This window comes from Variovorax terrae, assembly GCF_022809125.1.
Lineage (GTDB): Bacteria > Pseudomonadota > Gammaproteobacteria > Burkholderiales > Burkholderiaceae_C > Variovorax_A > Variovorax_A terrae.
In genome coordinates, this window is the sequence record NZ_JALGBI010000001.1 from 3,021,003 (window position 1) to 3,042,809 (window position 21,807).

Here is a 21,807-nt window from a genome sequence, read left to right on the forward strand (position 1 = left end):
GTCACACCGCCCAGCAGGCACAGCCCAATGCACCCCAGAAGCCTTTGGCGTCGGAGGTGGGCAGCTGCGCACTCCAGGCGCCGGTGTGCGCGTGGCCGTGCACGTTGCACAGGTTGCTGCAGGCGCAGGCGGCCGCGGCCTGGCGCGCTGCCGATCGCAGCGGGCCCGCGTCCTGGGCGCCCCAGGCGCCGTAGCCGCCATAGCGGCGCACGGGCGACCAGTCGGGCATGGCCGGCGGCGGTGGCGCCTCATCCAGCGCAGCAAAGTCGCCGGCGCCCCAGACCACCTTGCCGCCCACCACGGTGAGCAGCGCCGTGGTGTCGGCGATGTCGGATTCGGGGCAAGCGAAGAAGTCGCGGTCGGGCACCACCAGGTCGGCCAACTGCCCCACCGCGATGCGGCCCTTCCGGCCCTCCTCGTTCGAGAACCAGGTGACGTTCTCGGTCCACATGCGCAGCGCCTGCTCGCGGTCCAGCAGGTTGCGCTGCGGCGTGATCTGCAGGCCGCCCACCGTCTTGCCGGTGATCAGCCAGGACAGCGACACCCAGGGGTTGTAGCTGGCCACGCGCGTGGCGTCGGTGCCGGCCGAGGTTTTCACCCCCATCTCCAGCATGCGCTTGACGGGAGGCGTGGCCTCGGCCGCGCGGGCGCCGTAGCGCTCCACGAAGTACTCGCCCTGGTAGGCCATGCGGTGCTGCACCGCCACGCCACCGCCCAGGGCCGCGACGCGCTCGATGGAGCGCTCCGAGATCGTCTCGGCATGGTCGAAGAACCAGTTCAGGCCTGCAAGCGGAGTGTCGCGGTTCACCTTCTCGAACACATCGAGCGCGCGGCTGATGGTCTCGTCGTAGGTGGCATGCATACGCCAGGGCCAGCGGTTCTGCGCGAGGATGCGAACCACTGCCTCGAGATCGCCCTCCATGCCGGGCCCCATCTCGGGGCGGGGCTGGCGGAAATCCTCGAAGTCGGCCGCCGAGAACACCAGCATCTCGCCCGCGCCGTTGTGGCGGAAGTAGTCCGTGCCCTGCTTGTACTGCGACGTGGCCGTCCAGTTCAGGAAGTCCTCTTTCTCCTGCTTGGGCTTTTGCGTGAACAGGTTGTAGGCCAGGCGGATGGTGAGCTGGTCCGCGTCGGCCAGTTCCTGGATCACAGCGTAGTCGTCGGGGTAGTTCTGGAAGCCCCCGCCCGCGTCGATGGCGCCGGTGACGCCCAGGCGGTTGAGCTCGCGCATGAAGTGGCGCGTGGAGTTGACCTGGTAGTCGAAGGGCAGCTTCGGACCCTTGGCCAGCGTGGCGTACAGGATCGACGCGTTGGGCTTGGCCAGCAGCAGGCCCGTGGGGTTACCAGCGCTGTCGCGCACGATCTCGCCGCCCGGGGGCGCGGGCGTGTCCTTGGTGTAGCCCACGGCACGCAGGGCCGCCCCGTTGAGCAGCGCGCGGTCGTACAGGTGCAGGATGAACACCGGCGTGTCGGGGGCCACCGCGTTGAGCTCCTCGATGGTGGGCAGGCGCTTCTCGGCGAACTGGTGCTCGGTGAAGCCGCCCACCACGCGCACCCACTGCGGCGCAGGGGTGACGGCCACTTGTGCGCGCAGCATCGCCATCGCGTCGACGAGGCTTTTCACGCCGTCCCAGCGCAACTCCATGTTGAAGTTCAGGCCGCCGCGGATGATGTGCAGGTGGTTGTCGATGAGCCCTGGCAGCGCGCTCTTTCCGCGCAGGTCGATGCGGCGCGTGGCCGGGCCGGCGAGCGCGAGCACCTCGCGGTCACGGCCCACCTGCGTGAACCGGCCTTCGGCCATGGCCACGGCGCTGGCCGTGGGGTTGGCGCGGTCCAGCGTGGTGAAGCGGCCGTTGAAAAGGATCAGGTCGGGGGTGATGGTTTGCGACATGCTTGTCTCCTCGGGTCTCTGGCAGGGGCCGCGCCTTGTTCAGCCTTCGTGGGCGTTGAACATGGTCTTGGCGTAGTGGATGCCGATGCCGTAGGCACCACCCAGCTTCCTGGCAATGCCGGTGGCCATATCGTACGTCTCGGTGCGGGCCCAGTCGCGCTGCAGTTCCAGCAGGTACTGCAACGCGGTCATGGGCCGTGCGCCAGCCTGCACCATGCGCTCGACCGCGCGTTCGTGGGCCTCGGCGGACACGTCGCCGCTGGCGTCGGTGATCACGTAGACCTCGAAGCCCTGGTCCAGCGCCGACAGCGCCGGGCCCACGATGCAGACGCTGGTCCACAGTCCCGCGAGCACGATGCGGGACTTGCCGATCTCGTTGACGCGGCGGATCACGGCCTCGTCCTCCCAGGTGTTCATGGAGGTGCGGTCCAGCAGCGCCTGGCCGGGAAACGGCGCCGTCACTTCGTCGAACACGGGGCCGCTGAAGCTCTTGGCGGCCACGGTGGTGAGGATGGTGGACACGCCAAAACCGGCGGCGGCGCTGGCCACCAGCCCCGCGTTGTTGCGCAGCGTGACCGCGTCGATGGAGTGCGTGGCAAACGCCATCTGCGACTGGAAGTCGATCAGGACCAGCGTGTGGTCTTGCGGCGTGAGCAGCGTGGCGCCGGGCTTGGCAACGGCGACGGGCTTGGGGGTCGGGGCCATGATGAGATCTCCTGGGGTGGGTTCAGAGAAAGAGAAGGCGAGGAAAGAGGAACCGATGAACGGATGCGACCCGCCTCACCAGGCGGGCAGTTCGTTGGGCCGCAGGTCGAACACGAGCACTTCGGCGTTGTCGCCGTGGTCGAAGCGCAGCATGCCCGCGTTGCGGATGCGGGCGCCATCGCCTTCGGCAAGGCGTTCGCCGTTCACATCGAGGCTGCCGCGCGCCACGTGCACATACGCATGGCGGTCTGCGCCGACGTCGAGCGCCGTGGACTCGTTGCCGTCGAACAGGCCTGCGTACACGCGTGCGTCCTGGCGCACGGCCAGGGCGCCGTCCGCACTCTGAGGGGCAATGATCAGACGCAGGCGGCCGCGCTTCTCGGCGTCGCCGAAATGCGCTTCCTGGTAGCGGGGCTTCGCGCCGCGCTCGTTGGTCATGATCCAGATTTGCAGGAAATGCACCGGCTCCTGGGCCGAGTGGTTGAACTCGCTGTGCTGCACGCCGGTGCCCGCACTCATCATCTGCACGTCACCCGGGCGGATCACCGAACCCGTGCCCATCGAGTCCTGGTGCGCCAGCGCGCCTTCGAGCACGTAGGAGAAGATTTCCATGTCGCGGTGGCCGTGCGTGCCAAAACCCTGGGCCGGCGCAACGCGGTCGTCGTTGATGACCAGCAGGTCCGAGAAGCCCTGCTGGCGGGGATCGTGGTAACTGCCGAACGAGAACGTGTGGCGCGATTGCAGCCAGCCGTGGTTGGCGCGGCCCCGGTGGTCGGCTTTGCGGATGTCGAGCATGATTTCTCCTTTTGACATTCGATGAAATTCACCCACCGCAGAACAACGTGGAATGCATTGGGTTTCCCATGAGTTCCTGCTGCGGTGTGGGAAGTTTCGGGCGAATCAGGTCTTGCCAAGCTGAAGGTTTTGGCGATTCATCATCGATAATTTCGACGATCAACCTCGTGGAGTCCGGCCCATGCTCAAACTCTCCCTCGAAGCCATCGAAATCGTCGACACCATCGCCCGCCATGGCTCGTTCGCCGCGGCCTCGGAACGGCTGCACAAGGTGCCGTCCACCATCTCCTACGCCGTCTCCAAGCTCGAAGAGCAGCTCGGCCTGGCCTTGTTCGTGCGCAATGGCCCACGGGTCACGCTCACACCCGCCGGGCAGGAAATGCTCAAGGAGGGGCACTGGCTGCTGGCCGCGGCGCGGCAACTCGAATCGCGCATGCGGCAGATCGCCACGGGCTTCGAGGCCGAGCTGCGGCTGGCGCACGATTCGCTGATTCCCACAAGCGCGTTCAACCCCGACATTCGCGCCTTCGAGGACCTGAACTGCGGCACCCGCCTGCGCATTGGCACTGAAACGCTCACCGGCACCTGGGAGATGCTGCGCGAAGGTCGCGCCGATCTCATCGTGGCGGCCGGCGAAGGCCCGGCCGGCGGCGGCTACAAGGCCGTGGCGGTGGGCAGCCTGGACTTTGCCTTCTGCGTGACGGCCACGCATCCGCTGGTGCGGCTGAAGCGCCCGCTCACGCGCGACGACCTGCTGGAGCACACCGCCATCGTGGTGGGCGATGGCGCGCGCTCCTCCGCTGACCGCACGGTGGGACTGCTGCTGGGCCAGCGACGCATCACGGTGCCCAGCATGCAAGCCAAGATCGCGGCCCAGATGGCGGGGCTGGGGCATGGGTTCCTGCCTCGCGCCTGTGTCCGAGCCGATCTGGAGCAAGGCGTGCTCGTGGAACTGCAGGTCGAGGAGCCGCGCCCGCCCGAGACGTTCTGGCTGGCCTGGAGCACCGAGCGCATGGGCGAGGCGCTCAAATGGTGGATTCAGCAGCTCGACCGGCCGCTGCTGCCGGGCATCCTGCCGTTCTGATGCCCTCACCGCACCATCCGCAGGATGAAAGCAGCCAGCGCGGTGGCCGTGGCCAGCGCGGTCACCGCCATCCAGCCGAACTGCGCGAACAGCACGGCGGCCAGTGCCGACCCCACGGCCATGCCCAGGAACATGCCCGTGAACAGCACCGCATTGAGCCGGCTGCGCGCTCCCGCGTCGATGCCGTAGATGAGGGTCTGATGGGCGATCAGCGCGGCCTGGAAACCCAGGTCGAAGCCGATGGCGCTCGCAACCAGCAGCCACAACTGCGCGCCCGGGGGGATGAACGCCGCCAGCCCCATCGCAGCGAAAGAGACGACCACCAGGCCCGCGCCCAGGCGGGTGACGAGCCGAGGACCGTGCCGGTCCGCGATGCGCCCCGCCACCGGCGCCGCCAGCGCGCCCGCAGCACCGGCCAGGCCGAAGGCACCTGCGGCGGCCGCGCCCAGATGGAATGGCTCACTGTGCAGCATGACGGCCAGGGTGGACCAGAACGCGCTGAAGCCGATGGACAGCAGGCCCTGCGCCCAGGTGGCGCGCCGCAACGCGGCATGCTGTTTCCACAGCGCGCCCAGTGAACGCAGCAGCGCGAAGTACGGCAGGTGCGTGGTGGCCGCAAAGCGCGGCAACTGGCGCCACGCAGCCAGCCCCACGAACGCGATGCTGGCGGCAGCCGCCGCGAACATCGTCCGCCAGCCCCATTGCTCGGCCACGAAGCCGCTCACCACGCGCGACAGCAGGATGCCCAGCAGCAGCCCGGTCATCACCGTGCCCACGACCTTGCCCCGGTGCGTTTCAGGCGCCAGCGTTGCGGCCGCGGGCACGATGTCCTGCGCCATCGTGGCTGCCAGGCCGATGGCCAGGCTGGCGGCCAGCAGCGCCGCCAGTGAAGGCGCCAGCGCTGCCAGCAGCAGTGCGGCGCACAGGACAGCCGCCTTGGCCAGGATGATGCGGCGCCGGTCATGCCGGTCGCCCAGCGGCGCCAGAAAGAAGATGCCCAGGGCATAGCCGAGCTGGGTGAGCGTGGGCAGCAGCCCGACCGATGGCATGGAGGCCCCCATGTCGGTGCCCAGCACGCCCAGCATCGGCTGGCTGTAGTAGAGGGCCGCGACCGCCAGCCCGGCGCCGCTGGCCAGCATGAGAGTCAACGGAAGCGGCAGCCCGGTGGGCGACGACGGTGCGGGCGAAGGCTGTTGGCTCGCGGCGGGGGCTTGAATGCAAGACATGGGAGTCACTCCTGGAAACCTGGGATGGAAGATGTGTCCGAAGGGGCGGTGTGCATGATCTGGTTGCCCATGCGCATGCCCCACTCGGTCATGGCGATGCCGTCGCGAAGCTGTTGTGCCTCCCAGCCTGCAAGCGCGGCGTCGATGTCGGCGCCTGTCTCAGTGCCGCGAAGGGCCGTGGCGAGGGCCAGCGCATTGGCGGCGGCTTTCGCGGTGCTGCCGGCGGTATGCGGGCGGGGCACGAACGCCGCGTCGCCGAGCAGGAGCGCCCGGCCGAACACCATCCGATGGACCTGCAGATCCAGGATCGCCTGGACAAACGGCGCCTGGGTGGCCGCGACGAGTTGCTGGAACGCCGACGCGAGCCGTTCGCGCGACTGCTGCTGCAGCCAGGCCACGTCTTCGTCCTTGGCCAGGCCGGGCGGCAGCGAAAAGGCATGGCGAACGCCATGGCGGTCGGTCAGCAGCCGGGACAAGTCGTCGCCGTGGCGCACCTTGCGGTACCAGACCCAGTTCCAGCGGCGATGGCCCGGCTGCGTCGATTCGTCCTCGCCAGGAACGAGGTATTCGAGCAGCAGGTGGTCCGAGCCCTGCTGGAAGGCGAAATTCCCTCGCAGAACATCCGCCGCATCCCCGGCCAACCCGGCCTCCTCGACCAGGCCCCGCCATGCGACGTAGCCCGCATAGCGGGGCGCGAGGCCGGGCAGGACTTGCCGGCGAACGGCGGAGCGTGCGCCGTCCGCGCCGATGAGCAGGTCGCCGGTTTCGGTGCGCCCGCTGGCGAAGTGGGCGTGGATGCGCCGGCCATCCTGCTCGAAGCGCACGAACTGCTCGCCGCGGTGGTAGGCCGAGGCCGCCAGCTTGCGCTGCATCGCGCCGTACAGCATGTTCCACGAGGTCTGCGTTTGCGGCATCCAGGTGCGCTGCACGACCTCGCCGTCCCGGTTGAGGTAGATGCGGTCGCCCGACCGCACCCCCAGGCCGCCCGCAGCCTCGACGCCGGCAAATCGGAAGGCCTGCAGCACGTCGCTTTGCAGCACGATGCCGCCGCCGCGGCTGTCCAGTTCGTGCGGGGAGCGCTCGAAGATGTCGACCTGCCATCCGATGGCCTGCAGGGTCGTGGCGGCGAACAGGCCGCCGAGGGAGCCGCCGATGATGAGGGCTCTGGGTTGCGTGTGATGCGTGCGGGTGGCGTGCATGGCGGTGTGCTCCAGGGTGTTGCCGCTTCAGGCGCCGGGCGCGGCGGCGTTCTGCGCTGCGGCTTGCCGAAGCGCGTCGGCGAGCGCCGCCGCCGGCTGCGCGCCGCTGATGAGCGTGTTTCCGATGCGCAGGGTGGGCACCGAGCGCACGCCACCGAGTTGGGCCTGCCGTTCTGCCGCGACGACCTCGCGTTCCCCGGCCGAAGTGGCCAGGAAACGGCGGACCTCCTGCGCCTCAAACCCCGCCCGGCTCGCCAGTGCGGCCAGAAGCTCGGCCTGGCCAATGTCCTGGCCCTCGGAAAAATAGGCGTGGAACACCGATTCGAACAGCGCTTCGGTGCTGGCGGCATCGCCCTTGCCGGCAGCGAAGAACATCAGCCGATGAGCCAGGCGCGTGTTCGGGGTGACGGCCACGCGGTCGTAGTGAAACTCGGCGCCCGTGCGCCGGCCGGCCAGGGCCACCTGCGCATCCATCGCCTGGGAGCGCGCCCAGCTGCCGAATTTGGCGCTGCGATAGGCCTTGCGATCGGCTCCGTCCTTCGGCATGTCGGGGTTCAGTTCGTAAGGCAGGTAGCGGATGGCCATGGCCGTGTCCGACGGCGCTTGTGCGAGGGCGGCCTGGAGGTGCCTGTGGCCAATCCAGCACCAGGGGCAGATGAAGTCGTAGGTGAGTTGAATCTCGATGGGTTTCATGGCGGGAGTCCTTGCGTTGGCGATGTGGTGAGATTAGTCTTTGCGTCATTCAATGTGAATCCGATTCATATGCAATCTAGAATTGCAATAAACGCAAAGGTGAGACATGGACAAGCTCCAGGCCCTGCACGCCTTCATGGATGTGGCGGAATCGGGAGGTTTTTCAAAGACCGCGCGCCGGCTGGGCGTGGCCACCTCGTCGGTGACCCGGCTGATCGACAGCCTGGAGGCTTCGCTCGGCGCGGCGCTGCTGACCCGTTCGACGCGCCGGGTGACGCTGACCGACGCGGGGGCGGCCTACCTCGAACAGGTCGCCCGGGTGATGTCGGACCTCGACGAAGCCGACGGCAGCGTGTCGGACGCGGGCGCTGAAGCGGTCGGCCCCCTGCGGGTTTCCATGCCGGTCACCTTCGCCCGCCTGTGCCTGGGGCCGCACATCGCGAGCTTCCTGCGCCAGCACCCGCGCGTGTCACTGGACCTCGTGCTGTCCGATGCCTACGTCGACCTGGCCGCGGAGCGCATCGACGTGGCGGTGCGCATCGGCGCGCCGGCCAGCCAGCCCCAGCTCATCGTGCGCCACCTGGCCGAGCACCGCCGCTATGTGGTGGCCGGCCACGAGTATCTGGAGCGGCATGGAACCCCGGCCACACCCGCGGAGCTGGCCGCGCACGAGTGCCTGCGCTTTGCCTACCAGGCCGGGCCGCAGCGCTGGTCATTTCTTCGCGACGGAATGGTGCAGCATGTGGAAGTCCATGGCCGCCTGGCGGCCAACAACTCGGACCTCCTGCGCGAGGCCGTCCTCGATGGACTCGGCATCGCCCTGCTGGCGGAATGGCTGGTCCAGGAAGACGTGCAGGCCGGACGCCTGCGCCGGCTGCTTGAGGAATACGACATCAATCCGCAGGACCAGCGCATCAGCGTGCACGCGGCCTACCTGCCGAATCGCCGGCATTCCAGAAAGGTGCACGCCTTTCTGGATTTCCTCCAGGGACACCTGGCGAAGGCCCCGGCGGGCTGAGCCCAGGCCTTCCGGGCCGAGGGCTTGATGTGGACAAAGTCTTGAGCGCCGGCGGCCAGCGGGCCCATCGCCGCTGCGCAAGGCCCGCCTGCCGCATCGAGAGGGGTCGCACGGCCCCGCCTGCGGTACCCTGAGCGGCTCGGCGGGCAGCGGCCCGCGGTTCCATCGGGTTCACACGTGCAACTTCCCGCTCTGGCCGCCTGGGCCTGGATTCCCATCGTCATCTGGGCTGCGTTCGCGCAGACCGTGCGCAATGCCGCGCAGCGCTCGCTCACCGCCGAGGTCGGCACCCTGGCGGCCACGCTGGTGCGCTTTCTCTACGGCCTGCCGTTCGCCGCGCTGTGGGTCGCGGCGCTGTATCTCGCGGCGGGCGCACCGGTGCTGCCCGCGTTCAGCGCGCCCTACTTCGCCTGGGTGCTGCTGGGCGCCGTGGCGCAGCTCGCGGCCACCGCCTTTCTGCTGGCGGCCATGAAGGAGCGCAACTTCGTCGTTGCCGTCACCTACTCCAAGACCGAGGTGCTGCAGGTGGCGCTGTTCGCCACGCTGTTCCTGCACGAGCTGCCGGGCTGGCTGTCGGCTCTGGCGATGGGGGTGGCCACGCTCGGCGTGCTGCTGCTGTCGCTGCCCAAGGCGGCGCCGGCCGGCGCCGGCAGCGCGGGCTGGGTCAGCCGTGCCGCCGGCTACGGGCTGGCCTCGGGCGCGGGCTTCGCGCTGTCGGCCGTGGGCTACCGCGGCGCGGCGCTGGCGCTGGACAGCGGCTCGCCCCTGTTCACCGGGGCCTGGGGCGTGCTGTGGGCGCAGGCCATCCAGTCGGCGCTGCTGGGCGGCTACCTGGCCTGGCGCCAGCCGCAGGCGCTGGGGGCCATCGCCAGGAGCTGGCGGCTGTCCACCCTCGCGGGCATGATGGGAGCGCTGGCATCGATCGGCTGGTTCACCGCCTTCTCGCTGCGGCCCGCCACCGACGTGCGCACCCTGGGGCTGGTGGAGGTGCTGTTCAGCTACCTAGTGTCGCGCCGCATCTTCCACGAGAAGCTGAGCCGCGCCGAACGGGCCGGGCTGCTGCTGGTCACCGCCGGCGTGCTGGGGGTCTGCGCCCAGCTGTAGCGCGGGCGGCCCCGCGCCTCACTGCGAGTCGAGCTTGATGTTGGCCTGCCGGGCGATCTTGCCGTAGGTCGCGAGCTGCTCCTTCCAGAACGCATCCAGCTGCTCCGGCGTGGAGCCGATGCCCTCGGTGCCGGCTTCCTTGAACCTGGCAAGGGTGGCCGGGTCCTTCACGGCCTTGCTCACGGCGGCCGACAGCTTCTCGACCACGGGCCGGGGCGTTCCCGCCGGCGCGTAGATGGCGACCCAGAAGGGAATGTCGTAGCCGGGCACACCCGCCTCGGCCATGGTCGGCACGTTGGGCAGCACGGCCGAGCGCGTGCGCGTGGTGACAGCTAGCGGGCGCACGCGGCCCTGCGCGATGTTGCCGACCTGCGGCGGCACGCCGTCGATCAGCATCTCGATGCGGCCGCCCAGCAGGTCGGTCAGCGCAGCCGACGTGCCCTTGTAGGGAATGTGCTGGATGTCCACCCCCGCCAGCGTGCGGAACAGCTCGCCCGCCAGGTGGATGCCCGAGCCCACGCCGGACGAGCCATAGCTGAACTTGCCGGGATGGGCCTTGAGCAGGCCGATGAACTCCTTCATGTCCCGCGCCGGCACGGCCGGGTTGACGATCATCACCAGCGGAAACTGCGCCACCAGCGAGACCGGCGCGAAGCCTGCGACCGGGTCGTAACCGAGGTTGCTGTAGACCTGCGCGTTCACCACCGCGGACGAGACCGAATGGAACACCAGGGTGTAGCCGTCGGCCGGCGCGCGGGCCACGGCGCGCGAGGCCACGACACCGCCACCGCCGCCCTGGTTGTCGACCACCACGGTCTGGCCCAGGATCTCGCCCATCTTCAGGGCCGTGATGCGCGCCAGCAAATCGATGCCGCCGCCCGCGGCAAACGGCACCACGAGCCTGAGCGGCTTGTTCGGAAAGCTCGCCGCGTCCTGCGCATGGGCCGTGGCCGCGCCGAGCGCGAGCGCCAGGCCGGCGCAGAGGGCCGGCAGTTGCCGGCGAAGGAACGTGAGACGGGAGATCATGGGTTTTCCTTTGAAGCCAATGCCAGTTGCGCCGCGAGCCGCTGCTTGAAGAAGGCCGCGGGCCGGAGCAGGCGGCACTCCTGCGCCGACATCAGCGGGCGCACCTTGTCGAGGTAGGCGATCCAGCGCGCATCGGCGAACAGCGCCTCGCGGCGGTCCATGCGGTCCTGCATCGAGGCGTAGCCCCACAGCGCCGTCACCTGGTTGAGCAGGCCGACCTCGGTGACGTAGTAGCCCAGCATGTGCGGCAGGTACTCCAGCTGCACCGCCATGGCCTCGGCCTCGTAGATGCGCAGGAACTCCTGCAGCTTGCCGGGGTGGAAGGTGTAAAGGCGCTGCTCGACGATCATGGCTGCGGGTTGAATTTGTAGACATGCGTGCGCTGCGCGAGCTCGGGCACGGGCATGCCCGCCTTGATGTCGGCATAGCGTCGGGCTTCGCCCTCGCCGATCTCGCGGGCCCGCCGCAGCACGGCCTCGACCTGCTCGCGCGGGATGAAGCACACCGCGCCCTCGTCGGCCACCACGAGGTCGCCCGGCTTCACCTGCTTGCCGCAGATGCTGACCACCCCATTGACGGCCACCGTCTCCAGCCGCCATTTGCCGGTGATGGAGCTGACGCCGCGCGACCAGACCGGGAAGCCCTGCGAGCGGGACTGCGCCACGTCGCGGATGCCGCCGTCCACGATGGCGCCCGCCTCGCCTTCGCGCTGCGCGATGGCGGCGGACAGCCCGCCCATGTTGGAGATGCCGGCCACGCCTTCGATCACCAGCACATCGCCCTTCTGTGCGAGGTTGTGGGCCTCGATCTCGGCCATCTTGGAAACGCGCTCGCGCGCGCCCTTGTAGGCGTTGTCGCGCTGCTCGACGTTGCGCAGCGTCAGCGCCGGCCCGGCCATGCGCGCCATCGGCAGGGTGGGCATCAGCACCGAGGCGGGCACCACGCCGTCCAGCCCCAGTTCGTCCATCGCATCGGACACCGTGCCGGTCAGGTCGTCGAGCGCGAGGAAGCCGTCGATCACGGCCTGCTCATAACGCGGGATCTCCAGCATCTGGAGGGCGGAGGCGGGGATTTTTCCCAGGGGTTTCTTGCTCATGTCGTTCATCCAAAAAAATATCAGCGCTCAACGCGCACGGTGCCATCGCCGAACAGCGTCCGCCAGCGCGCGTTCTCGCTGCGGATGTAGTTCTGGAACTCGGCAGGGCTCATGTCGTCGGGCGCGCCGCCCAGCATCGCGAGGCTGTCGCGCGCCTCCTTGCGTTTCAGGCCCTCGCGCAAGGCGGCGGCCAGCGTCTCCACCACGGCGGCAGGCGTGCCGGCGGGCGCAACCACCCCGAACCACGAGGTGAGGTCGTAGCCGGGCAGGCCGGCCTCGGCCATGGTCGGAATGCCGGGCGCGCCGGGCGAGCGCACCGAGGTGGTGACGGCCAGCGCGTTGAGCTTGCCGCTGCGCTGGTTGGGCAGCGCGCTGATCTGGCTGTCGAACATGAAAGGGATGGCGCCCTGCAGCAGGTCCACCTGCGCCTGCGCCGTGCCTTTGTAGGGCACATGCGTGAGCTTGACCTTGGCCAGGCCCGCCATCAGCTCGCCGGCCAGATGCCCGGCCGAGCCCACGCCCGCCGAGCCATAGTTCAGCGTCCCCGGGTTCTTGCGCGCCAGCGCCAGCAGCTCCTGCAAATCCTTGACCGGCAGGCTGGGGTGCACCATGAGCACGTTGCCCACGCCCGTGATGCGCGTGACCGCCTTGAAGTCGTTGGCGAGGTTGTACCTGGCCTCGGGATTCATGATGGGGTTGAGCACGTCGGCAAAGGCCGCTAGCAGCAGCGTGTAGCCGTCGCCCGGCGCCTGCTTGACGGCCAAAGTGGCAATGCCGCCGCCAGCGCCCACGCGGTTCTCGACCACCACCGACTGCCCCAGCGACTCGGTGAGGATGCGCGCCGCAAGCCGCGCGCTCGCGTCAGCGGGGCCGCCGGCAGCGAAGCCCACGATGATCCTGATCGGCCGCTCCGGGTAGGCCGCGTGGGCCGCGCCGGCACATCCCGCGGCGAGCACGAGGCCCGCCGCCAGCCGCCTGAAAAAACTCTTGCCTGTCTGCCTCATGTCATGCCCCCGCCAGAAAGTGCGTGTTGATGCGGCGCACCACCATGCGCGCATAGACGCCGGCCGCCACGTAGGGATCGGCCTCGGCCCACGCGCGCGCGGCTTCCAGCGACGGAAACTCCGCAACCAGCAGGCTGCCGCAGTAGGGATCGGGCGCGTCGGAGTCCACCAGCGGCCCCGAGACCCGCACGCGCCCCTGCGCATGCAGCTGCGCGCGCCGTTCGATGTGCGCCTCGCGCAGCGGCGCGCGCAGCGCTTCGCTGTCGCTCACGTCCTCCGCGAACACCAAGTAGAGCTGTCTTTGCGCGTCCATCAGCCCATCACCGTGCGGAACAGGCGCATGAAGTTGTCGCGCGCCACGCCCTGGATCTGCGCGGGCGACAGGCCGATGCCCGACAGCGAGGCCAGCAACGCCTGCTGCGCGTCGAGCGAATCGACGGGGTATCGCCACGGCCAGGTGCCGTAGACCTCGGGTTTGCGCATGAATTCCTGGTAGCGCTCCGGCGGCTGGCCGGTGATGAAGTCGGAGCCGATGCCCACATGCTCCACGCCGACACGCCGCACCGCGTAGGCGATGTGCGCCACCACATCGGCCGCGGCCGGCGTCTGCCCCGGCATGAGCACGAGCGGCGGCAGGTAGGTGATGCCGAGCACGCCGCCGTTGGCCTTCAGGCCGTCGATCAGCGCATCGCTCTTGTTGCGCGCATTCGGGCACAGGGCGTAGGCATTGGCGTGCGTGACGGCCACGGGCTGGCGGGAACATGCCAGCACGTCCAGGCCGCTGCGGTCGCCGACATGCGACAGGTCGATCACGATGTTCAGCTCGTTGAGCGCGGCCACCATGTCACGCCCCAGTGAGGACAGCCCGGCGTCCGCGGGCTCGGCGCAGCCGTCCCCGTAGAGGTTGCGGATGTTGTGCGCGATCTGGACCACCCGCACGCCCAGGTCGTGGAACAGGGCCATCAGCCCCAGGTCACGCTCCACGCCCGGCACGTTCTGGTAGCCCAGCACGACCCCGAGCTTGTGGGCGGCGGCGGCGCGCGCGAAGTCGTCATAGGTTTCCACCAGGTGCACCACGTCGGACAGCGTGCGCAGGTGCTTGCGGTACGCGGCCAGCTCGTTGAGCGAATGCCGCAGGTCGGGCACCGGGTTGATGCCCCGGTAGTTGTTGAGCGTGATGTGCACGGCCTCGACGCCGTGAGCCAGGGAAGCTTGGGCGTATTCACGCGTCATGCGTGCGCCGTTCAGCAGATCGAAAACCTTGAACATGATGGAAGCGGTTGTTGAGGAAGTTGCAGCCAGAGGTCCGACATACGGAACATCTTTTCCAGGCAATCATAGAAACCCCTTGACCTCCCATCAAACTTCATGAAAATGTTCCGCATTACGGACCATTTGAGAAAAACCATGAGCACCCAGACCCTCGACCGCGCCATCGGGCTGCTGCACCTTCTGGCGGCGGCCCCGCAGGGCTGCCGGCTGGTCGATCTGCAGCGGCAGACCGGTCTGACCAAGCCCACCGTGCACCGCATCCTGGAAACGCTGTGCCAGCACCAGATGGCCGCGCAGGACCCGGCGTCGCGCCGCTACCGGCTGGGGCCCGAGATTGCCCTGCTGGCGGGCGCCGTGGCGCCGCCGCCCTATGACCTGCGCGAGGTCTGCGCCGACCACATGATCGAAGTGGCGCAGCGCAGCGGCGACACCAGCTTTCTCACCGTGCGCTCGGGCTTCGACGCCGTCTGCATCGACCGGCAGTCGGGCCCCTACCCGGTCAAGGCGTTCACCGTGGACGTGGGCACGCGGCGGCCGCTCGGCGTGGGGGCCGGCGGCATCATGCTGCTCGCCATGCTGGACGAGGAAGACCGCGCGGGGGTCTACAAAGCCACGCGCCAGGCGCTTCCCGCCGGGGGAGCGGTGACGATGAAAGCCATCGTGGCGGCCGTGGAAGAGGCGCGGCGGCAGGGCCACGCCTACAGCGACGGCCTGGTCCTGGGCGGGGTGCGCGGGCTGGCGGTGCCGATCCTCGCGCCCGATGGCAAGGCGGTGGCGGCGCTGAGCCTTGCCGCCATCCGCGACCGCATCACACGCCAGCGCATTCCGCAGCTGCTGAGCATCCTGAAGACGCACGCCGCCTCGATCGAGCAGCGCCTGCGCGCCGCCACGCCCGCGGCACGCCGCTGAAGCCGCGGCGCCGCTGCATGGACTGGAAATCCACCAAATCCTGCACATAAGGCCGGTGGCGCCGGCGCGCGCCCTGCGAGACAATGCCCGCACAGGCAGCCTCCTGGCCGGGTCACGGCCGCGGCACCGCCGCGCCCGGGTCCGCCGCCGGCTTTCGGTTTCCGTTCGTCCAAAGGCCTCTGTATGACCACAACGCACTACACCCCGCAGGAGCGCCGCAAGCGCATCTTCGCCATCGTGGGGGCCTCCTCGGGCAACCTGGTCGAGTGGTTCGATTTCTACGTCTACGCCTTCTCGTCGATCTATTTCGCGGCCTCGTTCTTTCCCAAGTCGGACCCGACGGTGCAGCTGCTCAACACCGCGGGCGTGTTCGCCGCGGGCTTCCTGATGCGGCCGATCGGCGGCTGGCTGTTCGGGCGCATCGCCGACCGGCGGGGCCGCAAGACCTCGATGGTGATCTCGGTCACCATGATGTGCGCGGGCTCGCTGATGATCGCCTGCCTGCCCACCTACCACAGCATCGGCGCCTGGGCGCCGTTCCTGCTGCTGGTGGCGCGGCTGTTCCAGGGCCTGTCGGTCGGCGGCGAATACGGCACCACGGCCACCTACATGAGCGAGGTGGCGCTCAAGGGCCAGCGCGGCTTCTTCTCGTCGTTCCAGTACGTGACGCTGATCGGCGGCCAGCTGCTGGCGGTGCTGGTGATCGTGGTGCTCGAGCAGCTGCTCTCCGAGGCCGAGCTCAAGGCCTGGGGCTGGCGCATCCCGTTCGTGATCGGCGCCATCACGGCGGTGGTGGCGATGCAGCTGCGCCGCCAGCTGCACGAGACTTCCAGCGCCGAGAGCCGCGGCAGCCGCGAGGCCGGCACCGTCGCTGCGCTGTTTCGCGACCACAAGGCCGCCTTCTTCACGGTGCTGGGCTACACGGCCGGCGGCTCGCTGATCTTCTACACCTTCACCACCTACATGCAGAAGTACCTGGTGAACACCGTGGGCCTGCCGATCAAGACCAGCAGCTACGTGATGACCTGCGCGCTGTTCGTCTACATGTGCATGCAGCCGCTGTTCGGCATGCTGTCCGACCGCATCGGGCGGCGTAACAACATGCTGCTGTTCGGCGCGTTCGGCGCCTTCGCGACGGTGCCGATCCTGACCGCCCTGCAGCACGTGGCCAGCCCCGTGATGGCCTTCGTGCTGATCATCGCGGCGCTGGCGATCGTGAGCTTCTACACCTCGATCAGCGGCATCGTGAAGGCCGAGATGTTCCCGCCCGAGGTGCGCGCGCTGGGCGTGGGCCTGGCCTACGCGGTGGCCAATGCGATCTTCGGCGGCTCGGCCGAGTACGTGGCACTGGGGCTCAAGTCGGTCGGCCACGAATCGGCCTTCTACTGGTATGTGACGGTCATGATGGTGGTGGCCTTCCTGGTGGCCCTGCGGCTGCCGCGCCAGGCGGCCTACCTGCACCACGACCCCTGAGGCACGGCCGGAGCCCCGGCAGCCGCCGCACGCGCTCGTTTTTGAGCAAAATCGGGCCGAGGTCCTGGTCCAGTGGTCATTGCTTGCTATCAAATCAGGAGTAACCAGCCCACCACTTCCCCACGCCCGGCAGGGCCGGCGCGGCGGCGGCACAATCCCCAGCGTGACGACCGAGCCTGCCCCAGCCGCCCCCGCGACGCCCGCCTTGCCCCGGCGCATCGCCCATCTCGACATGGATGCGTTCTACGCCTCCGTGGAGCTGCTGCGCTACCCGCAGCTCAAGGGCCTGCCGGTGGTGATCGGCGGCGGCCGGCGGAAGGCCGACGAGGTGCTGGACCAGGGCGCCGGGCTGCCGGTGGAGCAGTTCCCGCGGCTCAAGGACTACGTGGGCCGCGGCGTCATCACCACCGCCACTTACCCAGCGCGGCAGTTCGGCGTGGGCTCGGCCATGGGGCTCATGAAGGCCGCCAAGCTGTGCCCGCAGGCGATCCTGCTGCCGGTGGATTTCGACGAGGTGCGGCGCTACTCGCGCCTGTTCAAGAGCCTCATCACCGAGATCGCGCCGGTCATGGAGGACCGCGGCGTGGACGAGGTCTACATCGACTTCACCCACGTGCCCGGCGGCCAGCGCGACGGCGGGCGCGTGCTGGCGCGGCTGATCCAGAGGAGCATCTTCGAGAAGACCGGCCTGACCTGCTCGATCGGCGTGGCGCCGAACAAGCTGATCGCCAAGATGGCCAGCGAGTTCAACAAGCCCAACGGCATCTCCATCGTCTACGAGGACGACCTGCAGGCGAAGATCTGGCCGCTGCCCTGCCGCAAGATCAACGGCATCGGCCCCAAGGCGGAGGCCAGGCTCACCCACCTGGACATCCGCACCATCGGCGAGCTGGCCGCCAAGCCGCGCGAGTGGCTGGTCGAGCACTTCGGCAAGGCCTACGGCGCCTGGATGAACGACGCCGCCTGGGGCCGCGACAGCCGCCCCGTGGTGACCGAGAGCGAGCCGGTGTCGATGAGCCGCGAGACCACCTTCGACCGCGACCTGCACGCGGTGCGCGACAAGGCCGAGCTCGGGCGCATCTTCACCTGGCTGTGCGAGAAGCTCGCGGAAGACCTGCAGCGCAAGGGCTACGTGGGCAGGACCATCGGCATCAAGCTGCGCTACGACAACTTCAAGAGCGTGACGCGCGACCAGACGCTCGCGCACTTCACCGCCGATGCCAAGGCCATCCGCCACACGGCGGGCCTGTGCCTCAAGCGCGTGCCGCTGGACCAGCGCCTGCGCCTGCTGGGCGTGCGCGTGGGCACGCTGGCGACCGTGGCCGAGGCCGCCGATCTGGAGAAAAAAGAGCAGGAGGTCCGCGCCCGGCGGTCATCTTCCGCTATGGATTCCATAGCATTGACGGACCAGCTGTTCTGACAGCCGGCGCAGCCTCACTTCAGCGTGGCGAGGTAGGCCACCACGTCCTCGCGGTCCTGCGCCTGCTCCAGCCGGTAGCCCATCTTCTGGCCGGGCACCAGCGCCTCGGGGTCGGTCAGCCAGGCCAGCAGCCGCGCCCGGTCCCAGCGGAAGCCGGCGTGCGCGAGGGCAGGCGAGTAGTCGAAGCCGGGCACGCTGCCGGCCCGGCGCCCGAGCACCCCCTGGTGCATCGGGCCCACGCGGTTGGCGTCCACGCTGTGGCAGGCGCCGCACCGCGTCTCATAGAGCTGCCGGCCGCGCTCGACCGACTGGGCCGGGGCGCCCGCGGCGCAGGCCGCCAGCAGGGCCGCGGCCAGTGCCTGGCGCGCCGGCCATCCCCCGGCGCCCATCACGCACCGAACGACAGGGCGTTGGCCGGCACCGGGCGGCCCAGCGCGCTGGTCAGCACCGTGAAGTGCATGGTCTCGTCGGCCGCCAGGCGCCCGGCCACCTTCGCGAGGTCGCGGTTGCCGAAGGCCGGGATCACGCCGAGGTAGGCATTGGTGGCGCCGAGTTCGAGGCGGGCCGCGAGGTCCAGCACGTCGCTCTGGTTCTTCAGCGTGTCGGCCTTCAGCGCCCGGGCGTAGTCGTCGAGCTTCTTCTCGGCCACCGGCGTGCCGCCCATCTTCTGGATGGTGGCGATCAGCGCATCGCGGTGCGCCTTGTGGTGGCTCTGGAACAGCACGGCCACGTCGAGCACCGGCTTTTGCAGCAGGCCGCTGCCGGCGCCGAGCTGGTAGGCGTTGATGGCCTCGTGCTCGAGGCCGAGCGCCACGTTCAGGATGGAGACGTCCTTGGACGGATCGCCGCCCATGCCCTGGGCCAGGGTTTCCCGGCCCGCCAGCAGGGCCACGGCCACCGCGGACAGCGAGCCCGTGGTGCCCAGGAAGGAACGGCGTGAAGCTTGGATGATCTGCATGAGAATCTCCTTGAGGTGTCAGCACAACCCGGCTGGGTTGCATCGTGGGTTGGCCGCAACCCCTGTGGCTGCGGACCTACCCTTTACGCCTCGCGCCCGGCCCGCGGATTCAGCCGGCAGCTTTTTTTTGCAGCAGCGGTTTGCGCTGAATCCAGCCGGCCCGCGCCTGCGTATGCACGCGCCCCCGAGCGCTCGCGCCGGTTTGCCGCGCTGCCGAAACCGACGCCCGCGCAGGGGATTTGACTTAAGCTTACATGTAACTTACATTAAAGCATCCACCTCCGGGAGGCTGTCATGACGCTCTCCGAACTGCAGCGCATCAAGCAATGGCATGTGGCCCACAAGTCGGAGCACCCGTTGGAATACCAGCTCTGGGACGCGGTGCTCACGGTCTGGGTGATGGGCTGGGTCGGCTGGATGCCCGCCTATGCCTTCGAGCAGTTCTGGGCCCTGCCGCTGTGCGGCGCGGCCATCCTCGCGCCCCGCTTCTACACGCGCTGGCGGCGCAAGGCCCACCAAGCCCACAAGCTGCGCTGCGACTGGCTGGCGTCGCGCTAGGCGCTGCCACGCCAGGCCTTGTCACGCAGTTGCCAGGCCCCCGCCCGGCCCCAGCCTTACAGTGGCGGGCACAGGAGACTCGCCATGCAATGCTTCGCCCTCACCCTCGACCACCACGTCGCCCACCTCGTGCTGAACCGCCCCGAGGCCATGAACACCATGCACCCTTTGTTCTGGCGCGAACTCGACGAGGTGCTCACGCAGCTGCACCGCGACGGCGCGGCGCGCGCGCTGGTGATCTCTTCCACCGGCAAGCATTTCAGCGCCGGCATGGCGCTGGAGACCTTCAGCGGCGCGATCCAGATGGACGACCAGAGCCCCGAGGGCCGCGCCGCCATCTTCGACCTGCTGACCGACATGCAGGCCACCTTCACCAAGCTCGAGACGCTGCGCATCCCCGTGATCGCGGCGATCCAGGGCGGCTGCATCGGCGGCGCGGTGGACATGGCCACGGCCTGCTGCATCCGCTACGCCACGGCCGACGCCTTCTTTTGCATTCAGGAAATCAACATCGGCATGGTGGCCGACGTGGGCACGCTGCAGCGCCTGCCCAAGCTGGTGCCGCTGGCCGTGGTCAAGGAACTGGCCTACACCGGCCGCCGCCTGCCGGCGCATAAGGCCCAGACGTACGGGCTGGTCAACGAGGTGTTCGACACCGCCGAAGCGATGCGGGCCGCCGCGCTGCAGTGCGCGGCCGAGATCGCCGCCAAGCCGCCGGTGGCGATCTGGGGCACCAAGCAAGCCGTGAACTATGCGCGCGACCACTCGGTGGACGACTCGCTGCGCCAGATGGGCTGGCTGCAGGGCGCGATCTGGAGCAACGCGCATGTGCGCGAAGCGGTGACGGCGATGAAGGAAAAGCGCAGCGCCGGTTTCCCGGCGCTGGCAGCCCTGGGCAGCTTCCGCGAAGCGCCCTGAGCCGTTCCTCGGATTACGACTTCTGCGCGGCGGGCGCGGCGGCAGCGGCGCCGTTCATGTAGTCCAGCGTCAGCGTGAGCATCGTGCGCAGGCCGATCAGCAGGCTGGCCTCGTCAGGGTTGAAGCGCGGCGAGTGGTTGGGCGCGGCCTTCTTCATGTCCTGCCCCGGCGTGGTGGCGCCGATCATCACGAACAGGCCGGGCGCCTGCTGCGCGAAGAACGAGAAGTCCTCCCCGCCCGTGCCCATGGGCACGAGCTGCGGCTTGGCGCCGCTCACGCGCGACAGGCTGGGCAGCATCCTGCCGAGCAGCGCCTCGTCGTTCACGGTGGCGGGGTAGCCGTTGGGCTCCCAGTGCACATGGGCGCTGCCGCCGCCGCTGTGGGCGATGTCCTCGGCCGTCTGCGCCGCGCGCTTCATGATGAACTGGCGCGTCTCCTCGCTGCTGGTGCGCAGCGTGCCGCTCATCTCGGCCTTGTCGGGCACGATGTTGTAGCGCTGACCGGCATTGAAGGTGCCCACGGTGAGCACGCTCGGGCCCTTGGTCACGTCGATCTGGCGGCTCGGGATGGTCTGCAGGCCCAGCACGATCTGCGAGCCCAGCACGATCGGGTCGATGCCGGCCCAGGGCATGCCGCCGTGGGTCTGGCTGCCCTTGACCTCCATGCGGAAGGCGTCCGAGCCGGCCGTGATGGCGCCGGGCTTGTAGCCGATCATGCCCACCGGCATGCCGGCCGCCAGGTGCAGGCCGAACACCGCGTCGGGCTTCGGGCCGTCGAACGCGCCCTCTTCGAGCATGCGCTTGGCGCCGCCGATCTCGCCCTTGGGCAGTTTTTCCTCGGCCGGCTGGAACACCAGCTTGACGGTGCCGGGGAGCTGGTCCTTCATCGAGGCCAGCACCTCGGCCGTGGCCATCAGGATCGCGGTGTGGCCGTCATGGCCGCAGGCATGCATCACCGGCACCTCGCGGCCGTCCCAGGTGGCGCGGGCCTTGGAGGCGAACGGCACGTCCACCTCCTCGGCCACGGGCAGCGCGTCCATGTCGGCGCGCAGCGCCACCACGGGGCCGGGCTTGCCGCCCTTGAGCACTGCCACCAGGCCGGTGGTGGCCACCTTCTCGCGCACCTCGTAGCCCAGGGCGCGCAGGTGCTTGGCCACCAGCGCGCTGGTGCGCACTTCCTGGTTGCCGAGCTCGGGATGCTGGTGGATGTCGCGGCGCCAGTCGATCATCCTGGCCTCGATGGCCTTGGACTTGGCGTTGATGGTGGCGTAGAGGTCCTGTGCGTGGCCCAGCATCGGCAGCGCCGACACGGCCATCGCCAAGACGAGTTTGTTCAGCGACAAAGAGCGTCGGCTCATGAAGGCGTCCTCGGGTGGTGATTGGGAAAGATGAAGGGAATGCGAAGGCCGAGCTTACGGGCATCAGTCATTCGATTCCAATAAAATTTAGGCCATTCCGA

General features: G+C 69.1%; 23 protein-coding genes. 8 read left to right on the top strand and 15 right to left on the bottom strand.

Going from position 1 to position 21,807, the window contains the following annotated elements; genetic code table 11:
• Nucleotide 1: 1 nt before the first annotated feature.
• From MMF98_RS14225 to MMF98_RS14235, 3 genes are all read right to left on the bottom strand, one after another.
• Nucleotides 2–1,891, bottom strand: a complete 1,890-nt coding sequence (locus MMF98_RS14225) for an amidohydrolase (RefSeq protein WP_243306985.1) — start codon at nucleotides 1,889–1,891, stop codon at nucleotides 2–4.
• Nucleotides 1,892–1,930: 39 nt separating this feature from the next.
• On the bottom strand, nucleotides 1,931–2,596 hold the full coding sequence (locus tag MMF98_RS14230) for a hydrolase (protein WP_243306986.1): 666 nt from the start codon (nucleotides 2,594–2,596) through the stop codon (nucleotides 1,931–1,933).
• 75 nt (nucleotides 2,597–2,671) lie between these two features.
• Complete coding sequence (locus MMF98_RS14235) at nucleotides 2,672–3,391, bottom strand: pirin family protein (RefSeq protein ID WP_243306987.1); 720 nt, start codon at nucleotides 3,389–3,391, stop codon at nucleotides 2,672–2,674.
• Between the two features lie 181 nt (nucleotides 3,392–3,572).
• Here MMF98_RS14235 and MMF98_RS14240 point away from each other — a divergent pair, with 181 nt between their 5' ends.
• A complete protein-coding gene (locus MMF98_RS14240; RefSeq protein ID WP_243306988.1) occupies nucleotides 3,573–4,475 on the top strand; it encodes a LysR family transcriptional regulator in 903 nt (300 codons plus the stop codon).
• Between the two features lie 5 nt (nucleotides 4,476–4,480).
• Here MMF98_RS14240 and MMF98_RS14245 read toward each other — a convergent pair whose 3' ends face one another.
• Genes MMF98_RS14245 through MMF98_RS14255 form a run of 3 tightly spaced genes read right to left on the bottom strand, consistent with a single transcriptional unit; the run spans nucleotide 4,481 to nucleotide 7,593 of the window.
• Entirely contained in the window at nucleotides 4,481–5,701 is a 1,221-nt protein-coding gene (locus tag MMF98_RS14245) for an MFS transporter (RefSeq protein ID WP_423837601.1), read from the bottom strand.
• A gap of 5 nt (nucleotides 5,702–5,706) precedes the next feature.
• The gene (locus MMF98_RS14250; RefSeq protein WP_243306989.1) at nucleotides 5,707–6,900 is read right to left on the bottom strand and encodes an FAD binding domain-containing protein; all 1,194 of its coding nucleotides are present in this window, start codon (nucleotides 6,898–6,900) and stop codon (nucleotides 5,707–5,709) included.
• A gap of 27 nt (nucleotides 6,901–6,927) precedes the next feature.
• Complete coding sequence (locus MMF98_RS14255) at nucleotides 6,928–7,593, bottom strand: DsbA family oxidoreductase (protein WP_243306990.1); 666 nt, start codon at nucleotides 7,591–7,593, stop codon at nucleotides 6,928–6,930.
• A gap of 106 nt (nucleotides 7,594–7,699) precedes the next feature.
• Between MMF98_RS14255 and MMF98_RS14260 the strand changes: the two genes are divergently transcribed.
• Nucleotides 7,700–8,611, top strand: a complete 912-nt coding sequence (locus tag MMF98_RS14260; protein WP_243306993.1) for a LysR family transcriptional regulator — start codon at nucleotides 7,700–7,702, stop codon at nucleotides 8,609–8,611.
• A gap of 177 nt (nucleotides 8,612–8,788) precedes the next feature.
• A complete protein-coding gene (locus MMF98_RS14265) occupies nucleotides 8,789–9,715 on the top strand; it encodes a DMT family transporter (protein ID WP_243306994.1) in 927 nt (308 codons plus the stop codon).
• Nucleotides 9,716–9,733: 18 nt separating this feature from the next.
• On the opposite strand, the gene MMF98_RS14270 is transcribed toward MMF98_RS14265, so the two are convergent.
• The 6 genes from MMF98_RS14270 to MMF98_RS14295 are packed head-to-tail and all read right to left on the bottom strand — an operon-like array spanning nucleotide 9,734 to nucleotide 14,110.
• On the bottom strand, nucleotides 9,734–10,741 hold the full coding sequence (locus MMF98_RS14270; RefSeq protein WP_243306996.1) for a Bug family tripartite tricarboxylate transporter substrate binding protein: 1,008 nt from the start codon (nucleotides 10,739–10,741) through the stop codon (nucleotides 9,734–9,736).
• On the bottom strand, nucleotides 10,738–11,091 hold the full coding sequence (locus tag MMF98_RS14275; protein ID WP_243306997.1) for an NIPSNAP family protein: 354 nt from the start codon (nucleotides 11,089–11,091) through the stop codon (nucleotides 10,738–10,740). The genes MMF98_RS14270 and MMF98_RS14275 overlap by 4 nt, the downstream gene beginning before the upstream one ends.
• Nucleotides 11,088–11,837 (bottom strand): RraA family protein, encoded by a 750-nt coding sequence (locus tag MMF98_RS14280; protein ID WP_243306999.1) that lies wholly within the window; start codon nucleotides 11,835–11,837, stop codon nucleotides 11,088–11,090. Before MMF98_RS14280 ends, MMF98_RS14275 begins: the two co-directional genes overlap by 4 nt.
• Before the next feature lie 20 nt (nucleotides 11,838–11,857).
• Nucleotides 11,858–12,841, bottom strand: a complete 984-nt coding sequence (locus MMF98_RS14285; protein ID WP_243307000.1) for a Bug family tripartite tricarboxylate transporter substrate binding protein — start codon at nucleotides 12,839–12,841, stop codon at nucleotides 11,858–11,860.
• Nucleotide 12,842: 1 nt separating this feature from the next.
• A complete protein-coding gene (locus MMF98_RS14290; protein ID WP_243307001.1) occupies nucleotides 12,843–13,154 on the bottom strand; it encodes a YciI family protein in 312 nt (103 codons plus the stop codon).
• Nucleotides 13,154–14,110, bottom strand: a complete 957-nt coding sequence (locus tag MMF98_RS14295) for a dipeptidase (protein WP_243307003.1) — start codon at nucleotides 14,108–14,110, stop codon at nucleotides 13,154–13,156. Before MMF98_RS14295 ends, MMF98_RS14290 begins: the two co-directional genes overlap by 1 nt.
• Nucleotides 14,111–14,248: 138 nt before the next feature.
• Here MMF98_RS14295 and MMF98_RS14300 point away from each other — a divergent pair, with 138 nt between their 5' ends.
• The 3 genes from MMF98_RS14300 to MMF98_RS14310 all read left to right on the top strand — a co-directional run bounded on the left by MMF98_RS14300 (nucleotide 14,249) and on the right by MMF98_RS14310 (nucleotide 17,915).
• Nucleotides 14,249–15,022 carry an IclR family transcriptional regulator gene (locus tag MMF98_RS14300; RefSeq protein WP_243307004.1) on the top strand — a complete coding sequence of 258 codons (774 nt, stop codon included), beginning with the start codon at nucleotides 14,249–14,251 and terminating at the stop codon, nucleotides 15,020–15,022.
• 183 nt (nucleotides 15,023–15,205) lie between these two features.
• Entirely contained in the window at nucleotides 15,206–16,495 is a 1,290-nt protein-coding gene (locus tag MMF98_RS14305; RefSeq protein WP_243307006.1) for an MFS family transporter, read from the top strand.
• Nucleotides 16,496–16,727: 232 nt separating this feature from the next.
• A complete protein-coding gene (locus MMF98_RS14310; RefSeq protein ID WP_243307405.1) occupies nucleotides 16,728–17,915 on the top strand; it encodes a Y-family DNA polymerase in 1,188 nt (395 codons plus the stop codon).
• 14 nt (nucleotides 17,916–17,929) lie between these two features.
• Here the strand turns inward: MMF98_RS14310 and MMF98_RS14315 are convergent, their stop codons facing one another.
• Both MMF98_RS14315 and MMF98_RS14320 read right to left on the bottom strand, forming a co-directional pair.
• The gene (locus MMF98_RS14315) at nucleotides 17,930–18,304 is read right to left on the bottom strand and encodes a c-type cytochrome (RefSeq protein ID WP_243307008.1); all 375 of its coding nucleotides are present in this window, start codon (nucleotides 18,302–18,304) and stop codon (nucleotides 17,930–17,932) included.
• Entirely contained in the window at nucleotides 18,304–18,873 is a 570-nt protein-coding gene (locus MMF98_RS14320; RefSeq protein WP_243307011.1) for a ferritin-like domain-containing protein, read from the bottom strand. The genes MMF98_RS14315 and MMF98_RS14320 overlap by 1 nt, the downstream gene beginning before the upstream one ends.
• Before the next feature lie 294 nt (nucleotides 18,874–19,167).
• Here MMF98_RS14320 and MMF98_RS14325 point away from each other — a divergent pair, with 294 nt between their 5' ends.
• Together MMF98_RS14325 and MMF98_RS14330 are read left to right on the top strand one after the other, a co-directional pair.
• A complete protein-coding gene (locus MMF98_RS14325; protein ID WP_243307013.1) occupies nucleotides 19,168–19,431 on the top strand; it encodes a hypothetical protein in 264 nt (87 codons plus the stop codon).
• Between the two features lie 84 nt (nucleotides 19,432–19,515).
• Nucleotides 19,516–20,349 carry an enoyl-CoA hydratase-related protein gene (locus tag MMF98_RS14330; RefSeq protein ID WP_243307016.1) on the top strand — a complete coding sequence of 278 codons (834 nt, stop codon included), beginning with the start codon at nucleotides 19,516–19,518 and terminating at the stop codon, nucleotides 20,347–20,349.
• 13 nt (nucleotides 20,350–20,362) lie between these two features.
• On the opposite strand, the gene MMF98_RS14335 is transcribed toward MMF98_RS14330, so the two are convergent.
• Nucleotides 20,363–21,706 (bottom strand): amidohydrolase, encoded by a 1,344-nt coding sequence (locus MMF98_RS14335; protein WP_243307017.1) that lies wholly within the window; start codon nucleotides 21,704–21,706, stop codon nucleotides 20,363–20,365.
• Between the last annotated feature and the right edge of the window lie 101 nt (nucleotides 21,707–21,807).